Origin of the sequence: Marinobacter sp. F4216, from assembly GCF_019931195.1 — a bacterium.
GTDB classification, from domain to species: domain Bacteria; phylum Pseudomonadota; class Gammaproteobacteria; order Pseudomonadales; family Oleiphilaceae; genus Marinobacter; species Marinobacter suaedae.
Window position 1 is genome coordinate 352,344 of record NZ_JAIOUO010000006.1, and the last position, 13,393, is coordinate 365,736.

A 13,393-nucleotide genomic window follows, 5' to 3' on the forward strand; every position below is an offset into this window, starting at 1 on the left:
TTATTTCCGTTCATGGGTATCAAGGCCCAGAATAAAGTCGGCTATTCCGGGCACGTCGTTCAGGTCAAAAGCGGGCCCTGCGAAGTCGGACGGGTAGTCCGTCGCCACCGCAATAATACTCGGGTCGGTCTGGTGCAGTGGGCCACGGGCACAGTCTTGGCGGTGGACTTCAATCTTGGGGTGCGCGTGGGCTTTAAACCCTTCTATCACAACCCAGTCGCAAGGGCCGAGCCGGGCCAGCAGTTCTTCCGGTGTTGGCTCTTCGGTATCACGCAGCTCATGCATGATGGCGAAGCGTTGACCTCCCACCAGAATGACCTCGCGGGCGCCCGCCTCACGGTGCCGGTAGCTGTCGGTGCCGGGCTGGTCCACATCCACTGAATGGTGCGCGTGCTTGATCGAGTTGACCGTTAAACCCCGGTCAGACATCTCCCGGATCAGTGCGGTGGCCAGTGTCGTCTTACCGCAGTTTTTCCAGCCTACAATGCCTATCACCTTCACGTCAGGTTCTGCTCCGCCCAGGCCAGGTCTTCCGGTGTGTTGATATTGAAAAAGTCGTCTTCGCCGAACACCACCAGCGATTCGCCCTGGGCCTGGGTCCATTGCCGGATTTTACGAACGCCACCGTTCAGGGCAGCACGCAAATCGTCCCGCAGAGCCACCTGCCAGCGGCCGAAGGTGGGCTGGGGCAGGCGGCCCCGTTCCGGGTCCGGCGTTGCTGCCAGCACCACAGGGGTGTCTTTTTCGGCCAGACGTTGCGCCAGGTCCAGGGGAAACGACGGAGTATCTGCGGCCACACTGATCAGCCACTCATGCCCCTGCTCGGCCGCCCAGTCCATGCCGGCCAGGACGCCCGCCAGAGGGCCGGCGTAGCCGGTTACGGAGTCCGCGACAACGGGCAAGCCAAGATCCTCGAAGCGGCTCAGGTCACCATTGGCGTTCAGTACAACGGCATCGACCTGCGGCGTGATCCGATCAATGACACGCTGGATCAGGGTCTGGTCGCCCAGCATCAATCGTCCTTTATCACCCCCGCCCATCCTGCGTGCCTGGCCACCGGCCAGGATAACTGCGCAATCCGTCATGTTCGGTCCCTATCCATCGTCCCGTGCGCCCTTGCGACGCATTTTTTTGTCGTCATCCGGTACCTGCGACAGGTCCTGATCAAACACCAGGCGGTGCTGGCCGCTGAGGCAGGTGAATTTCTTGCCACGCATCCGGCCGATCAGGGTCAGGCCAACCTGTTGGGCGATATCCACACCCCAGGCGGTAAAGCCGGACCGGCTGATGAGTGTGGGAATCCCCATCAGGGCGGTCTTGATCACCATCTCGGAGGTTAGCCTGCCAGTGGTGTAAAGCACCTTATCCGCCGCCGGGATGTCGTTCAAATGCATCCAGCCGGCAATCTTGTCGACCGCGTTGTGGCGCCCGACGTCTTCCATATACGCCAGAACCTGCTGTCCGTGGCACAGGGCAGTGCCATGAATGGCACCGGTTTCCATATACAGGCTGGGGGTATGGTTAATCTTGAAGGAGAGGTCGTAGAAGGTGCTGGTGTGCACCGGTGTATCTGGCAGGGACAGCCCGTCTAGCCCGGCCATCATATCGCCAAACACCGTACCGACGGCGCAGCCCGAGGTGCGGGTTTTTTTCTGCAGTTTGTCCTCGACGTCTGTAGTTCCGGCGGTGCGTACCACCGCGACTTCCAGCTCTTCGTCGAAATCGATTCTGGTGACCTGATCGGTGTCTTTCAGCATGCCCTGGTTCAGCAGAAATCCGAGGGCCAGGTATTCGGGGTAATCGCCAATGGTCATGGCTGTCACGATTTCCTGGCTGTTCAGGTAGATGGTCAGGGGGCGTTCTTCGATCACGCTGATGGACTTGGCCTGGCCGGTTTCATCAATCCCGGTAACCTGGCGGGACAGCCGGGGATCGGAGGGATTGGGGAGCAGGGATGAAATCGTCATTATTGTTGTAATCCTTTCAGGAACATCACTTCTTTAAGTCTAGATGACCGGTGCCAGCGGCCAATGCCTCAGTTGGCATTCGGGAAAAATAACTGTTTGCCATCAACTTCATAGGCGGCAATGGCGGCTTGTCCGGTTGCGGACAACAACCACTCGGTAAAGACCCTGGCGGCATCCTGTTTCACTTTCGGACACTTGTCCGCGCTTACCGGGATGATACCGTATTGGTTGAACAGGGCGGGGTCTCCTTCAAACAGAATGACCGCATCCTGCTTGTTGGCGAACGTGATCCAGGTGGCCCTGTCGGTCAGTACGTAGGCTGTCAGGCCCACTCCGGTATTCAGGGTGGCACCCATGCCGCTGCCCGTTTCCAGATACCACTGGCCGGACCCGGCATCCGGGTCGATACTGGCTTTCTCCCACAATGCGCGTTCTTTCTTGTGGGTGCCAGAATCATCGCCGCGAGAGGCAAACTTGGCGCCGGCCGCTTTGATTCGGCCAAGGGCCTCAACCGCATTGCTGGCGCTGGCTATACCGGCAGGATCGGACCCCGGGCCGACGATGACAAAGTCGTTGTACATCAGGTCCCGGCGATATTCCCCGTAGCCTTGTGCGACGAACTCCTCCTCGGCGGACTTGGCGTGCACCAACAGTACGTCACCATCACAGCGCATGGCGTTCTTGATCGCCTGGCCTGTACCTACTGCAACCACATTTGCCTGAATACCGGTATCTTTTTTCAGCAATGGCAGCAGATAGTCATACAGGCCGCTGTTTTTGGTAGATGTGGTGGACTGGACGATGAGGGTGTCTGCCACTGTGTACGTGCTGAATATCAATGTAAGGCAGGCGAGCATCTGTTTCATGGTGGTGCTCCTTATAGTTATTGTTTATCCCTAACACGGAATTTCACCGGCCAGGTACGCTTTGGCCACCGGGGTTCTGGGCGCGGCAAAAAACGCATCCGCCGGGCTTTGCTCGGCGACCTGCCCATTCGATATAAACACGATTTCATCGGCCAGTCGGCGTGCCTGTCCCTGATCATGACTGACCAGAATGACCTTGGTTCCCCGGGCGATCTGGGTTTTGAGCAGGGATTCGATCAGCAGCACGGACGCGGGGTCCAGACTGGCGGTCGCTTCGTCGAGCAGCAGCAGGGCGGGCTTGCCCAGCAGCGCCCGCGCCAGTGAAAGCCGCTGCTGCTCACCACCGGACAGCATCCGGGCCGGTTGGTCGGCCAGGTGCGCCAGCAGGACCGATTCCAGTGCCTGCATCAGTCGTTTGGGTTCAGTCCTGGCCATCTCGGGTGCCGCAAAGGCCAGGTTCTGCAGCACGGTTCTGCGCAGCAGGACGGGTTGCTGAAAGACCATGGCCTGCTGGTTGCGGCTGTCTGTGACTTTAAGCTGGCCAAGGGTAATTTGCCCGTGGTCCGGTTGGATCAGCCCATGCAGGCAGCGCAGCAGCAGGCTCTTACCTGCACCGTTGGGCCCCATGATGACGGTGATGCCGGGTTCCTGGATTGTCAGGTCCACGCCATCCAGCACCGCTCTGTCTCGCTTGTTCAGGCGCAGGTCTGAGATGCGAATGGGTAACAACGAATCAGGCATACTGGCGCTTCTCCGCGTATTCACGAACACCGATCACCAGGGCGTTAACCAGCAGTGACATGGTCAGCAGAACCGCACCCAGGGCCAGGGCCAGGGTTAGATTGCCCTTCGAGGTTTCCAGGGCGATGGCGGTGGTCATCACACGGGTCAGGTGATCGATGTTACCTCCAACGATAATGACCGCGCCCACCTCGGCAATGGCCCGGCCGAAGCCAGCCAGAATGCAGGTGGTCAGTGCATAGCGGGCATCCACCAGATAGGCAGCGACCGCACGGCGCCCGGTTACCCCCATCGAGTAGAAGGTGTCGTGGTATTCCTGATGAAGACTTTCGATCACCTGATTCGACAGGGCCGCGATGATCGGTGTGATCAACACCACCTGCGCGATAATCATCGCCGTTGGTGTGTACAGCAGACCCATCCAGCCAAGGGGGCCGGAGCGTGACAGCAGCAGGTACACCATCAACCCCACCACAACCGGAGGCATGCCCATGAGGGCGTTGAGCAAAAGAATGCAGAGCTTGCGTCCCGGAAAGTGGGTGATCGCCAGGTAGGTTCCGAGTGGCAATCCGATAACAGCTGCAATGGCCAGCGCGACCAGGCTGACCCGGATGGACAGCCAGAGAATCTCGTACAGATCCGCATCCAGCGTGATAATCAGTCGAAAGGCTTCAGCCAAAGCATCCATGTATAGGCGGAGTCCTGCACCAGTAAGTCGAAGATTGCACGCTCTATCCCTCAGATTTGCAGGGGTTTGCTTTGCAGTCAACTGAATTGTAGAAAAAAAGTGTTTCGTTTCAGTAAGTAAGATCCTCTCATTTCGGTCTATCCTGTTGGCCTACCCGGCAGTTAAGCGCGCTGCCTGAGATGCCAGTATCGAATCGATCAGACATTAGGGAGAGGTATTTGGGTTCGGCAAAAAGGTTTCTTGAACGACGCTCAGTCCCGACTGACGGATATCTATGATCGGCTGGACGACCGTACACGAACTGGACCTGTCCTTCAGATCTAATCGAAATGGTGGACGACGATCTGCTCCAGGGCCTGGCGAATAGACTCCGGTATGCGGGTAGCTGTGTTGTGTTCTCTGCTGACAAAGACATGCACGACCTGGCCATGTGCTGATGCCTCGGTTTCAGAATCTCTGAAGATGCCGGTTTCATAGGTCACCGAGCTGTGGCCGATCTTCGCAACGCGAAGCCCAACGGAAATGGCGTCAGGGTAGGCAAGTGGTTTTCGAAACTGGCAGTTTGAGCTGACCACGAAACCGACCACGTCTGAGGCGTGGATGTTAAGCCCGCCTTTTTCTATCAGAAACCGGTTGATGGCCGAGTCAAAGTACGAGTAGTAGGTCACGTTGTTCACGTGCCCATAGATGTCGTTGTCCATCCAGCGAGTCTGCATGGGATAGAAAATCGGAAAGTCGCTTCGTTCCACCTTGGGCCTCCCTGCGAGTAAATCAGCGCTCCGGCTCATGCCATTTCAACCTGTACAGTCAATCGGTTCAAAGTGCGGCCTTGTAGATTGCCAGGGCATCGGCTTCGGACACGTCCCTTGGGTTATTCACCAGCAGCCGGGTCTGTTTCATGGCATCGGAAGCGAGTCTTGGCAGGTCGGCATCACTGATTCCTACCTCTCGCAGCGTCTGTTCCAGACCCAGATCGGCGCTCAGCACCTCAAGCCGGTCGATGAACTGTCCTACCCGCTGCTCGGCGGGCACGGATGTGAGGTCCGGGAAGGCATCGGTGGCCAACGTAGCATAGGCATCGGCACATGCTCTGGCGTTGAAGCGCATCACGTGGGGCAGTACCAAAGCGTTCGACAGGCCATGGGGAACGTGGAAGATGCCGCCAATCGGGTATGCCAGGGCGTGGACGGCCGCCACCGGTGAGTTGGCGAAAGCCTGGCCAGCGAGCATGGCGCCCAGAAGCATGTTGGAACGGGCCTGCACATCGCGCCCGCTTTTCACGGCGGTTTCAATATTGGCACCTAACAGTCTAAGGGCTTCCCGGGCCAGGGTCTTTGAGACCGCGTTGTTGTTAGCGGAGGCTGACGTATAGCTTTCAATGGCATGAACCATGGCGTCGATGCCGGTTGCAGCGGTCACCGGGGCGGGAAGGCCCAGTGTCAACTCGGCGTCGAGCAGGGCAATGTCTGGCAGAAGCTGGGGAGCAACCACACCCTTTTTTTCGGTTTCACCCACCGTAATGATGGAAATGGGTGTGACCTCCGAGCCGGTGCCGGCGGTTGTCGGGATCTGGATGAGCGGTAGTCGCTGTCCTTTCGCATTGCCCACGCCATAGATGTCGTCCAGCTTTTCTCCGCCACCCATCAGCAGGGCGATCAGCTTGGCTACGTCCATGGACGAGCCACCGCCAAAGCCTATAACACCGTCGATGTCGGCAGCCCGGGCGTCAGCAACAGCCGCGTCAACAATGGCGACCGGCGGATCGGCGATGACCCCGTCAAAGACACGATACTGCACGCCGGCTTCGTCGAGAGCACGGGTGGCCGCTTCGAGCAGGCCGGCCTTGATCAAACCAGAGTCGGTAACCAGCAACACCCGTTTGCCAATCTGTTCACTGACAAGATTGCCCAGGCGTTTGATGGCGCCCGGTTCGCAGATAACACTCTTGGTTGTGTTGAAGGTAAATCTAGTCATGATTCCTCCTGGTCGAGTGAGGAGAGAGGGGCATTGCCTCTACCATCGGCAGTTGTGGCACCCAGCGCTACTCTAATGGCTAGTGACGGCTACCTCCTCCCGGAAGGTTTTGGGCGATTTACCAAACCAGCGCATGCAGGCCCGGTTGAAGGAGCTTTGCTGCCCATAACCGATGAGGCCGGCAATCTGGCTGATCGTCATTCGTTGATCCGAGAGATAGTCTTTTGCCAATTCGCGACGCACCTCATCGACCAGGCCTTCAAATACGATGTTCTCTTTCTTGAGTCGGCGCTGAAGTGTCCGCTCACTCATTACCAGATGCTTGGCAATTAGTGGAATGGTACAGCGCCGTTCCAGCGGCAATAGTGAGATAACCAGGGAACGAACGTTTTCCTGCAGTGAGTAAGCCGTGGTATCGATATTCTGGGTAACATACTCTTCCATCATCTGCTTGAGCGCCGGATCCCGGCTGCGAATCTCCGCTGCCAGTGCGTCCGTTGGTATGTATACAGTATTCGAGTTGGTTTCAAAGGTCACAGGTGTTTTGTAGGCCGCTCGATAACGAGCCAGCGGGCTCACTCTGGGGTGGCGGAAATGAAGCGGCAGCAGCCGATTTTCGTCACCGATCAGTGCACGGATCACCTTCGTTGCCAATAACAGACTCATCTCGATGGTTTGAGCGCGAGTCTGCCCCTGAGTGATCGCTATTTCAAAGTGAAGCCCGCGATACTTTTCCGGGGTAGGCGGGTCCAATCGCAAATGGATGGACGGGCTGTGGTAGCTGATGTATTTGATGATGTGCTGCAGGGCGTTTTCGACCGTTGCCGAGTTTTCGGCGATGACGGCGATGGGGCCGAGTACACTAAGCCCCTGTTTGAGACCCACCCGAATCCCGAAGTCCGGACAGTTGAAATCCACGGCCGCCCTTTCAAGCATCTGAATCAGGGTCAGGTAGGGAATCATTTGCTTGGGGTTGCTGCTCATCTCCTCGTTGAGATGAAAGTCCGCCAGGAACCTTTTCGGGTCACCGCCCAATTCCCTGATGGTTTCAGCTACCCCCGTCATGGACCGGGCGCGGAGCATCGTATGGGTCATTATGTTCTCGCAAATTTTTGTTCTAAATACTGTTTCTCGAACATGCTGAGGACCTGAGGGATGGCCGCCTGCTGCTATCCGAAGCTGGTGTCGAGGGCGGCCTTTTTATTTTGATGGATCCTCTGCTCTTCATTGTAATTTTTTTAGCCTGACCTGTCTTGGCGTCAAAAGCTAAAAGTTTGTCATCGCAGATTAAACACAGGTGTTCCTGCTTGGCAATATTGGGCCGGACTCTAAAACATAAAACAAGACTCGCACAGCGCATCGCTTCTATGTGCTATGGGCGGGAGATCAGACCACGATGCATAACAACATGTACTTTTCTTTAAGCAACAAGCTATCCGCAGGTGTCGCCTTGGCGATGGCCCTGGGCGGCTTTCCAGTGTGGCCAACGGCTTCACCTTCGATGCGGGGGAGTGGGATGGCGCGTTAAATACCACTGTGTCAATTGGCTCGAGCTGGCGACGCTGCCCGGCACCCGCCTGAATCTCGCCACCTATCTGCAGCGCGCGGGGCGCCCCTCCGAAGAGTTGCCTATAACCATGGCCTTGTTCTTGCCCGAGTGGGCAAGTTTGAAAACGCGGAAACAGTGCTCTCTGAAGGGTTGTCCAGACACCCTGAGGATCCGGGCCTGCTCAATGCCATGGTGTTTTTCACGCTCCAGCAGGGGCGGATGCGGGAGACGCTGGACTACGCCCGCCGGCTGCAGCGGGTGGCCCCGGGTGATCCTCAGGTCAGGTCGTTAATCCGGGATCTGGAACAGCGATTAAATTAATCCGCCTCGTTGAGGGGAGGAAGCACTCGGCGCTGCGGTTTTCCCCGGAGGGGCCCAGGCCGTTTCGCCAGAGCGCCAATAACACGCCTGAGTCTTCGTTGACCGCGAGCCGGAGCCGGGTTTTCACCAAAGCATTCGCTGAGCCCCCGCTTTATTTCCTCGCGTTTTCTCGGCGCAAGGTCCTGGTCAATGTCCGGCAGCAACCGCTCGGATCGACGGTTCCGGGCCTGGAGCCGGTAGAGGCCTATCAGGTCCGGAGGATTGTTGTTAAGCAGGCGCTGGGCGCGATAACGCAGATGCAATCGCGAACTTTGCCATCGGGCCTTCATTTTCTGTAGACAACGATGAAGCTTTCGGAATCCTTGCAGTAGTGGTTTCCGGGCGCACCACACCAGAGCCAATGCCACCGCCGACCAGAGCCACGCTGGCAACTGGCCGTCTACACGCCGCTGCAATGTCGCCAGTTTCGATTCTGTCGCAAATGGCGAAGATGCCCGGGGGGACGGCTGCACCATCACCTCTGTGGCAGGAATGAGGGTTTCGGTGAGCTTGCCGGTGGTAGTGTCCCACCAAGTGACGGAAAACGACGGCAAGGTCAGTTTTCCGGGGGATTCCGCCACATAGGTGATGGCATCAATCCGCTGTGCGCCGACTGCCTGGCCGCGCTCATTGGTCAGGTCAGTGATCACAGGAGGCTTGCGCTCGCCCTTTGCACCATTTGGATCCGGAATCGCCGGGGCGGGAAAGGTGATCGTTCGGGCGCCCATGGCCTTGAGCGTCACTTCACGGGTCAGGACGGCACCGACGGCCAGCCTGGATGGCTCCGGGAGAACGCTCTGGATCGCCTCCACGGATGACGCCATCAGCGTAGGGCCTCGGCCCGCAAGGGCCGCCGGAAGCTTTGATTCAAACCTGACGGGTTCAGTCTGCAGGGACGTTGACCCCTCGGCCCGGCCCGCCTTCAGGTTCAGCGTCAGCGACGGAATCTGAAACTCGCCGGCTCTTGTGGGAACAATCTGGTAACTGAAGGTGAGGCCATAGTAGGGCTTGCCGTCCCGAGAACGGTGCAGGTTGCGCCCCTGCGATCCGTCGAAGGTTATCCGGGCACCTTCAAGCGTCCAGGCTTCGAAACGCGGCGGTTCGACAAACCAGGTGTCGACAAGAACATCAATCTCCAGCGTTGCAGTACTGCCAACGGTCACCTCGTTACCCGGTTCCAGGCGTGTTTCGAGCCAGTACTCCGGGCTTGCGTGCGTCAGCCACGGCCATGCCAGTAGTAGCCAGAGGGCGAGTCGGATACTCATGGTTCAGAGCCTCCGCCTGAATGATTCTGGTACTGGAACTTGCGGCGCAGAAAGGCCTTGGGCGAGGTGCTCAGGTTTTCCAGCCAAACCGCTTCGGTCAGCGACCGGGATTGGGCCTCCTCCCGCTGCTTACCCTGATCGAGCTCGGAATCGAACGTGACGTCATCGGCGCTCATATCCGGAGTTTCACTGCGCTGCTGTTCGAGGCTGCTTTGCAGTTCGAGGACCGTATCCAGATTGTCCCTGGCGGCCGGAAAGTCCGGCTGGCGGCTCAGTGCCTGCTCGTAAGTGCTGATGGCTTGTTTCAGCTTCACCTGCTTGGCAAGGCTGTTACCGCGGTAGAACCAGGCCTGTGCGGTGTCCACTTGCCGGAAACTGGCGACGGCCAGGTCGTACTGTGCCGCCCGGTACGCGGCCAGACCACGCAGATACGGATCCTGGAACAGCCGGGCAGCGTCTGCGAACCTACCTGCCTCATAGGCCAGTTGTCCTTGCTGATCCGGTGTCAGAAAGGCATCGGCTAACGGGCCCGCTGTGGCTGGCGGCACGAACCCCGGGCTGTTTAGGAGCAGAGCGAGGACAACCGCCGGCAGGGACCAGCCTCGTCTCACGCCGAGTAGGGTCAGGGCGAGAATGGGCCACACCAGCCAGTAGCCCATGTCTTTCCAGTGCAGGCCTGCGTCCTGGAGCCCGGCATCACGGAAGTGCAGGAGGGCGGAAAGCTCCAGCCACCGAAGGTCATCGCTGTTGGCCGTGGTACTGGCGATGTCCGCGTTGATCGTATCAGCAAAGCGTTTCATGGCCTCGGTGGTGTCCGGCGTTTCCGGGTTGTCCGCCGCTGTCATCAGCATCAGCACTTGCAGGTCTGAACCCTGCAGTTGTTGGAGGGTGCCCTGGGCTTGCGCCGGGTCGATGCCATCGGTGATGAAAACCAGCGTGCCCGGGATCTGGCTGGCGGCCAGCAGCCTTTTAGCTTCTTTCACCACAGCCGACGTATTCCGCCCCGGGCCTGGAATCAGGTCCGACGAGAGGGCTTCCAGGTACAGATTGATCAAGTCGGCGTCACGGGTCGGCGGCAGCACAAGGTGGGCCGAGCCGGCGTAGGCGATCAGGCCGAACCGGGTCGATGGGTTGCGTGAAACCAGCGCCCGGGCCTTCGCTTTGGCCAGCTCCAGGCGCGACGGTGTGACGTCGGCCCGATTCATGCTCTTGGACAGATCCACCGCCAGGATAATCGGCGCTCTGTTCTCCATGAAGGCAGGTCGCTGTTTATCCCAGCTCGGACCCGCAACGCCAAGCCCCCCCAGAATGAGCAATGCACTGAGCAGATGTATCGGGTGAAACCTGTGCGAATTATCGGTTTTTACCACCAGATGGCGTGCCAGACGCTCCGGGATGAGTTCGGAAAAGTGACGGGTTCGGGCCTGGTAACGGCGCCAGAGCAATGGAAGCAGTCCGCCTGCCACCGTGAAAATCAGGCCCCAGGGCCGCAGCAGGTGCAGCGCCTCCAGATCAATCCCCATGAGCCACCTCTTTCCTCGGCAAATCCAGCACCCCCGTTCTTCGATCGCGGATAATTTCAATCGCCAAAACCAGAAGCAGTAACCCCGAGGACAGCGCCAAGGGTAGCCAGAACCATTCGATTTTTGGCTGGAACGACAGGGTGGTGCTCTGTCGGGGCGTCAGTTCGTTGAGTGTTGCGTAGACCGACGCCAGGGCCTCCCGGTCCGAGGCCAGGAAGAACTGGCCGCCGGTCGCCGTGGCAATAGCCTGCAGGCTTTTAATATCCACCGCATCCTCAGTGCCGGTATCGGGATCGCCGACAGCGACGGTGTAAATCCGAAGGTTCTTGCGGGCCGCGATGTTCGCCGCCTGGAGCGGCTGAATTCGACTGGCTGTGTCGTTTCCATCAGTAAGCAGGATCAAGACATTATCGCCCTCGGTGTCCTCCTCAAGCATGCGTATGGTCAGTCCGATCGCATCGCCAATGGCCGTGCTTGGGCCGGCCATGCCAGTGGTCGTTTCCGTCAGTAGTCGGAAGACTGTGGCATGGTCGGTGGTTGGGCTGGCCTGCACAAACGCCCGGTCACCAAACACCAGAAGGCCGATGCGATCGTCCTGGCGCCTTTGAATGAAGTCTCCGACCACGGCTTTGACCGCCGACAGCCGATCGGTGGTTGAACCGTCCACTTGCCGGTAATCGCTGGTGTCCATCGACTGGGATAGATCGATCGCCAGAACCAGGCTGCGGGTGGGTTCCTCAACAACTATCGGAGATGGCAACTCAACCGGCCTCGCTGCGGCGACGAGTGCTAGCAGCCATGCCACCCAATACGCAAATAACCACAGATGACGACGGCCTGATGCGCGTGCTTCCACCGAGCCAGGCAGTGCCGAGTGGAGCTCATGGGTGTAGGTAACACGCAGTGCCGAATGCTCCTGCCGGTAGGGGGGCAGGAAACGATATCCCAGCAAGGGCAATGGGGTCAGCAGCAGAAGGTACGGGTATTCAAGCTGGAACATGGTGAGTCTCCAGCCAGAGGCGGGTTTGTTGGAGCAGGTCCTCGGGATCCAGTGCCAGCAAACGGTGGTCGGGGGCGTAGGCCAGATCAGCAAGGCGGCTGCCCAGATCCTCTGTCAGAGGATGGTGTGCCAGTTCACCAAGCGCCATTGCCAGCGACGGTGGGGGCGCAGCGGTGCTGGCTTTCCCGTACAGATAAATTACCACTCGTTTCAGCAGGCTTGGCAGTGTTCGCAGGGGTGCGACATGGGCCGGATTTTGCCGCCATGCCTGCTCAAGTTCGTCCAGCTCAGCCAGTGCCTCCCTCCGGTAGCGGTTGCGGTAGTGGGTGCGAAAACGACGCGCGACAAGCGCCACGAACGCCAGTCCAATCAGACCAAACAGCAGCCACCAGCCCCAGGTCTGCGGCCACAGGCCGGGCATCTCCGGCGGCGGCAGTTCCCTGAGGTTGGCCAACTGCTGGGACAGGCTCATCGCTGCCATCCAGCGCGGCCGGCCAGGGCGCGCCGGTATTGCCCTGCGGTAGCTTCACCGGCGCTGATCATGCAAAGAGGAATTCGGCTCTTGCGCATCAGGTCCGCCACCCTGGCCAGCCGGCCTTTCAGGAAATCGGCAACCGGCTTGTGGATCGACTTTTTGCCAAGATGCAGTGGCACCTGAAGGTTTCCGTCAACTAACGTGACCCGGCTTCTCTGGGGAAGGTTCAGGGCAACGGGGTCATACACCTGAAAGGCAATGACATTGTTGTGTTGCGAAAGCTGGCGCATACGCCGGAGTGTGGATTCACCAATCCCCGAAAAATCGCTGATCAGGCAGATGGTGTGGTCATGATGGGCCATGTTCAGGCAGCGGATCAGCACCTGATCGAGCGTGGTGTGGTCGATCCGGCCGGGCTGTTGCGCATGGAGTGCCCGATTGTGCCGAACAACCGTCGCAAAAAACTGTTGCAGGCGCTGCCGGGAGCGATGCGCGGGGACCGTTTCAACCCACTGATCGTTGAACACCAGGCCGCCGACCCGATCCCCCGAGTGAAAGGCGCTCCAGGCCACCAGGGCAGCCAGCTCGGCGGCGGTGAGGGATTTGAAGTTCAGGGACGATCCGAAAAACATGTCCATGCGCTGATCGCATACCACCAGGGTGGGGCGATCCCGCTCTTCGGTGAAGCTGCGCACAAACGGTTTCCCGGTCCGTCTGGTTGCCCGCCAATCCAGATGTCTGAGATCGTCGCCAGGCTGATAATGCTTGAGTTCCTCAAAGTCCAAACCGCGCCCGCGAAGACGGGACTTGTGGTGTCCCGTCAACTGACTGCTGTGGCCGAAGGGAGGTCGGAAATTTATCAGTCTGCCTTCGGTTTCCAGACCCATCAGTCGGCGCAGGTCGACGTAAACCGCGGGATCGTCCAGCAGGCTTTCGTCGGTGTCGGGCTTTTTGAGTGGGGCTGGTCCTGAGCGCATGGCCAAAA

At 58.9% G+C, this 13,393-nt stretch carries 15 protein-coding genes; 1 reads left to right on the forward strand and 14 read right to left on the reverse strand.

Annotation, left to right across the window (positions count from 1 at the left end):
• The 9 genes from mobB to K8I84_RS13700 all read right to left on the reverse strand — a co-directional run bounded on the left by mobB (position 1) and on the right by K8I84_RS13700 (position 7,331).
• A complete protein-coding gene (gene mobB / locus K8I84_RS13660; RefSeq protein WP_223795332.1) occupies positions 1-501 on the reverse strand; it encodes a molybdopterin-guanine dinucleotide biosynthesis protein B in 501 nt (166 codons plus the stop codon).
• Positions 498-1,085 (reverse strand): molybdenum cofactor guanylyltransferase MobA, encoded by a 588-nt coding sequence (mobA, locus tag K8I84_RS13665; RefSeq protein ID WP_223795333.1) that lies wholly within the window; start codon positions 1,083-1,085, stop codon positions 498-500. Before mobA ends, mobB begins: the two co-directional genes overlap by 4 nt.
• A gap of 9 nt (positions 1,086-1,094) precedes the next feature.
• The gene (locus K8I84_RS13670) at positions 1,095-1,967 is read right to left on the reverse strand and encodes a formate dehydrogenase accessory sulfurtransferase FdhD (RefSeq protein WP_223795334.1); all 873 of its coding nucleotides are present in this window, start codon (positions 1,965-1,967) and stop codon (positions 1,095-1,097) included.
• A gap of 68 nt (positions 1,968-2,035) precedes the next feature.
• Positions 2,036-2,833 carry a substrate-binding domain-containing protein gene (locus K8I84_RS13675; protein ID WP_223795335.1) on the reverse strand — a complete coding sequence of 266 codons (798 nt, stop codon included), beginning with the start codon at positions 2,831-2,833 and terminating at the stop codon, positions 2,036-2,038.
• 30 nt (positions 2,834-2,863) lie between these two features.
• On the reverse strand, positions 2,864-3,574 hold the full coding sequence (locus tag K8I84_RS13680) for an ATP-binding cassette domain-containing protein (RefSeq protein WP_223795336.1): 711 nt from the start codon (positions 3,572-3,574) through the stop codon (positions 2,864-2,866).
• Positions 3,567-4,262, reverse strand: a complete 696-nt coding sequence (locus K8I84_RS13685) for an ABC transporter permease (RefSeq protein ID WP_223795337.1) — start codon at positions 4,260-4,262, stop codon at positions 3,567-3,569. Before K8I84_RS13685 ends, K8I84_RS13680 begins: the two co-directional genes overlap by 8 nt.
• Before the next feature lie 320 nt (positions 4,263-4,582).
• Positions 4,583-5,050 carry an acyl-CoA thioesterase gene (locus K8I84_RS13690; protein ID WP_263283141.1) on the reverse strand — a complete coding sequence of 156 codons (468 nt, stop codon included), beginning with the start codon at positions 5,048-5,050 and terminating at the stop codon, positions 4,583-4,585.
• Positions 5,051-5,078: 28 nt separating this feature from the next.
• Positions 5,079-6,236 carry an iron-containing alcohol dehydrogenase gene (locus K8I84_RS13695; protein WP_223795339.1) on the reverse strand — a complete coding sequence of 386 codons (1,158 nt, stop codon included), beginning with the start codon at positions 6,234-6,236 and terminating at the stop codon, positions 5,079-5,081.
• A gap of 72 nt (positions 6,237-6,308) precedes the next feature.
• A complete protein-coding gene (locus tag K8I84_RS13700; protein ID WP_223795340.1) occupies positions 6,309-7,331 on the reverse strand; it encodes an AraC family transcriptional regulator in 1,023 nt (340 codons plus the stop codon).
• Positions 7,332-7,893: 562 nt separating this feature from the next.
• Between K8I84_RS13700 and K8I84_RS13705 the strand changes: the two genes are divergently transcribed.
• Complete coding sequence (locus K8I84_RS13705; protein WP_223795341.1) at positions 7,894-8,106, forward strand: tetratricopeptide repeat protein; 213 nt, start codon at positions 7,894-7,896, stop codon at positions 8,104-8,106.
• Here K8I84_RS13705 and K8I84_RS13710 read toward each other — a convergent pair.
• Genes K8I84_RS13710 through K8I84_RS13730 form a run of 5 tightly spaced genes read right to left on the reverse strand, consistent with a single transcriptional unit; the run spans position 8,103 to position 13,385 of the window.
• On the reverse strand, positions 8,103-9,410 hold the full coding sequence (locus tag K8I84_RS13710) for a BatD family protein (RefSeq protein ID WP_223795342.1): 1,308 nt from the start codon (positions 9,408-9,410) through the stop codon (positions 8,103-8,105). The two genes, K8I84_RS13705 and K8I84_RS13710, sit on opposite strands and share 4 nt — an antisense overlap.
• Complete coding sequence (locus tag K8I84_RS13715) at positions 9,407-10,933, reverse strand: vWA domain-containing protein (RefSeq protein WP_223795343.1); 1,527 nt, start codon at positions 10,931-10,933, stop codon at positions 9,407-9,409. Before K8I84_RS13715 ends, K8I84_RS13710 begins: the two co-directional genes overlap by 4 nt.
• Positions 10,923-11,933 (reverse strand): VWA domain-containing protein, encoded by a 1,011-nt coding sequence (locus K8I84_RS13720; RefSeq protein ID WP_223795344.1) that lies wholly within the window; start codon positions 11,931-11,933, stop codon positions 10,923-10,925. The genes K8I84_RS13715 and K8I84_RS13720 overlap by 11 nt, the downstream gene beginning before the upstream one ends.
• The gene (locus K8I84_RS13725; RefSeq protein WP_223795345.1) at positions 11,920-12,405 is read right to left on the reverse strand and encodes a DUF4381 domain-containing protein; all 486 of its coding nucleotides are present in this window, start codon (positions 12,403-12,405) and stop codon (positions 11,920-11,922) included. The genes K8I84_RS13720 and K8I84_RS13725 overlap by 14 nt, the downstream gene beginning before the upstream one ends.
• A complete protein-coding gene (locus tag K8I84_RS13730; protein WP_223795346.1) occupies positions 12,402-13,385 on the reverse strand; it encodes a DUF58 domain-containing protein in 984 nt (327 codons plus the stop codon). The genes K8I84_RS13725 and K8I84_RS13730 overlap by 4 nt, the downstream gene beginning before the upstream one ends.
• Positions 13,386-13,393 lie beyond the last annotated feature (8 nt).

Excerpts from the sequence above, each read along its gene's own strand:
- mobA (WP_223795333.1), bottom strand. The coding sequence starts at position 1,085 with ATGACGGATTGCGCAGTTATCCTGGCCGGTGGCCAGGCACGCAGGATG.
- K8I84_RS13670 (WP_223795334.1), bottom strand. The coding sequence starts at position 1,967 with ATGACGATTTCATCCCTGCTCCCCAATCCCTCCGATCCCCGGCTGTCC.
- K8I84_RS13675 (WP_223795335.1), bottom strand. The coding sequence starts at position 2,833 with ATGAAACAGATGCTCGCCTGCCTTACATTGATATTCAGCACGTACACA.
- K8I84_RS13680 (WP_223795336.1), bottom strand. The coding sequence starts at position 3,574 with ATGCCTGATTCGTTGTTACCCATTCGCATCTCAGACCTGCGCCTGAAC.
- K8I84_RS13685 (WP_223795337.1), bottom strand. The coding sequence starts at position 4,262 with ATGGATGCTTTGGCTGAAGCCTTTCGACTGATTATCACGCTGGATGCG.
- K8I84_RS13690 (WP_263283141.1), bottom strand. The coding sequence starts at position 5,050 with ATGAGCCGGAGCGCTGATTTACTCGCAGGGAGGCCCAAGGTGGAACGA.
- K8I84_RS13695 (WP_223795339.1), bottom strand. The coding sequence starts at position 6,236 with ATGACTAGATTTACCTTCAACACAACCAAGAGTGTTATCTGCGAACCG.
- K8I84_RS13700 (WP_223795340.1), bottom strand. The coding sequence starts at position 7,331 with ATGACCCATACGATGCTCCGCGCCCGGTCCATGACGGGGGTAGCTGAA.
- K8I84_RS13710 (WP_223795342.1), bottom strand. The coding sequence starts at position 9,410 with ATGAGTATCCGACTCGCCCTCTGGCTACTACTGGCATGGCCGTGGCTG.
- K8I84_RS13715 (WP_223795343.1), bottom strand. The coding sequence starts at position 10,933 with ATGGGGATTGATCTGGAGGCGCTGCACCTGCTGCGGCCCTGGGGCCTG.
- K8I84_RS13720 (WP_223795344.1), bottom strand. The coding sequence starts at position 11,933 with ATGTTCCAGCTTGAATACCCGTACCTTCTGCTGCTGACCCCATTGCCC.
- K8I84_RS13725 (WP_223795345.1), bottom strand. The coding sequence starts at position 12,405 with ATGAGCCTGTCCCAGCAGTTGGCCAACCTCAGGGAACTGCCGCCGCCG.
- K8I84_RS13730 (WP_223795346.1), bottom strand. The coding sequence starts at position 13,385 with ATGCGCTCAGGACCAGCCCCACTCAAAAAGCCCGACACCGACGAAAGC.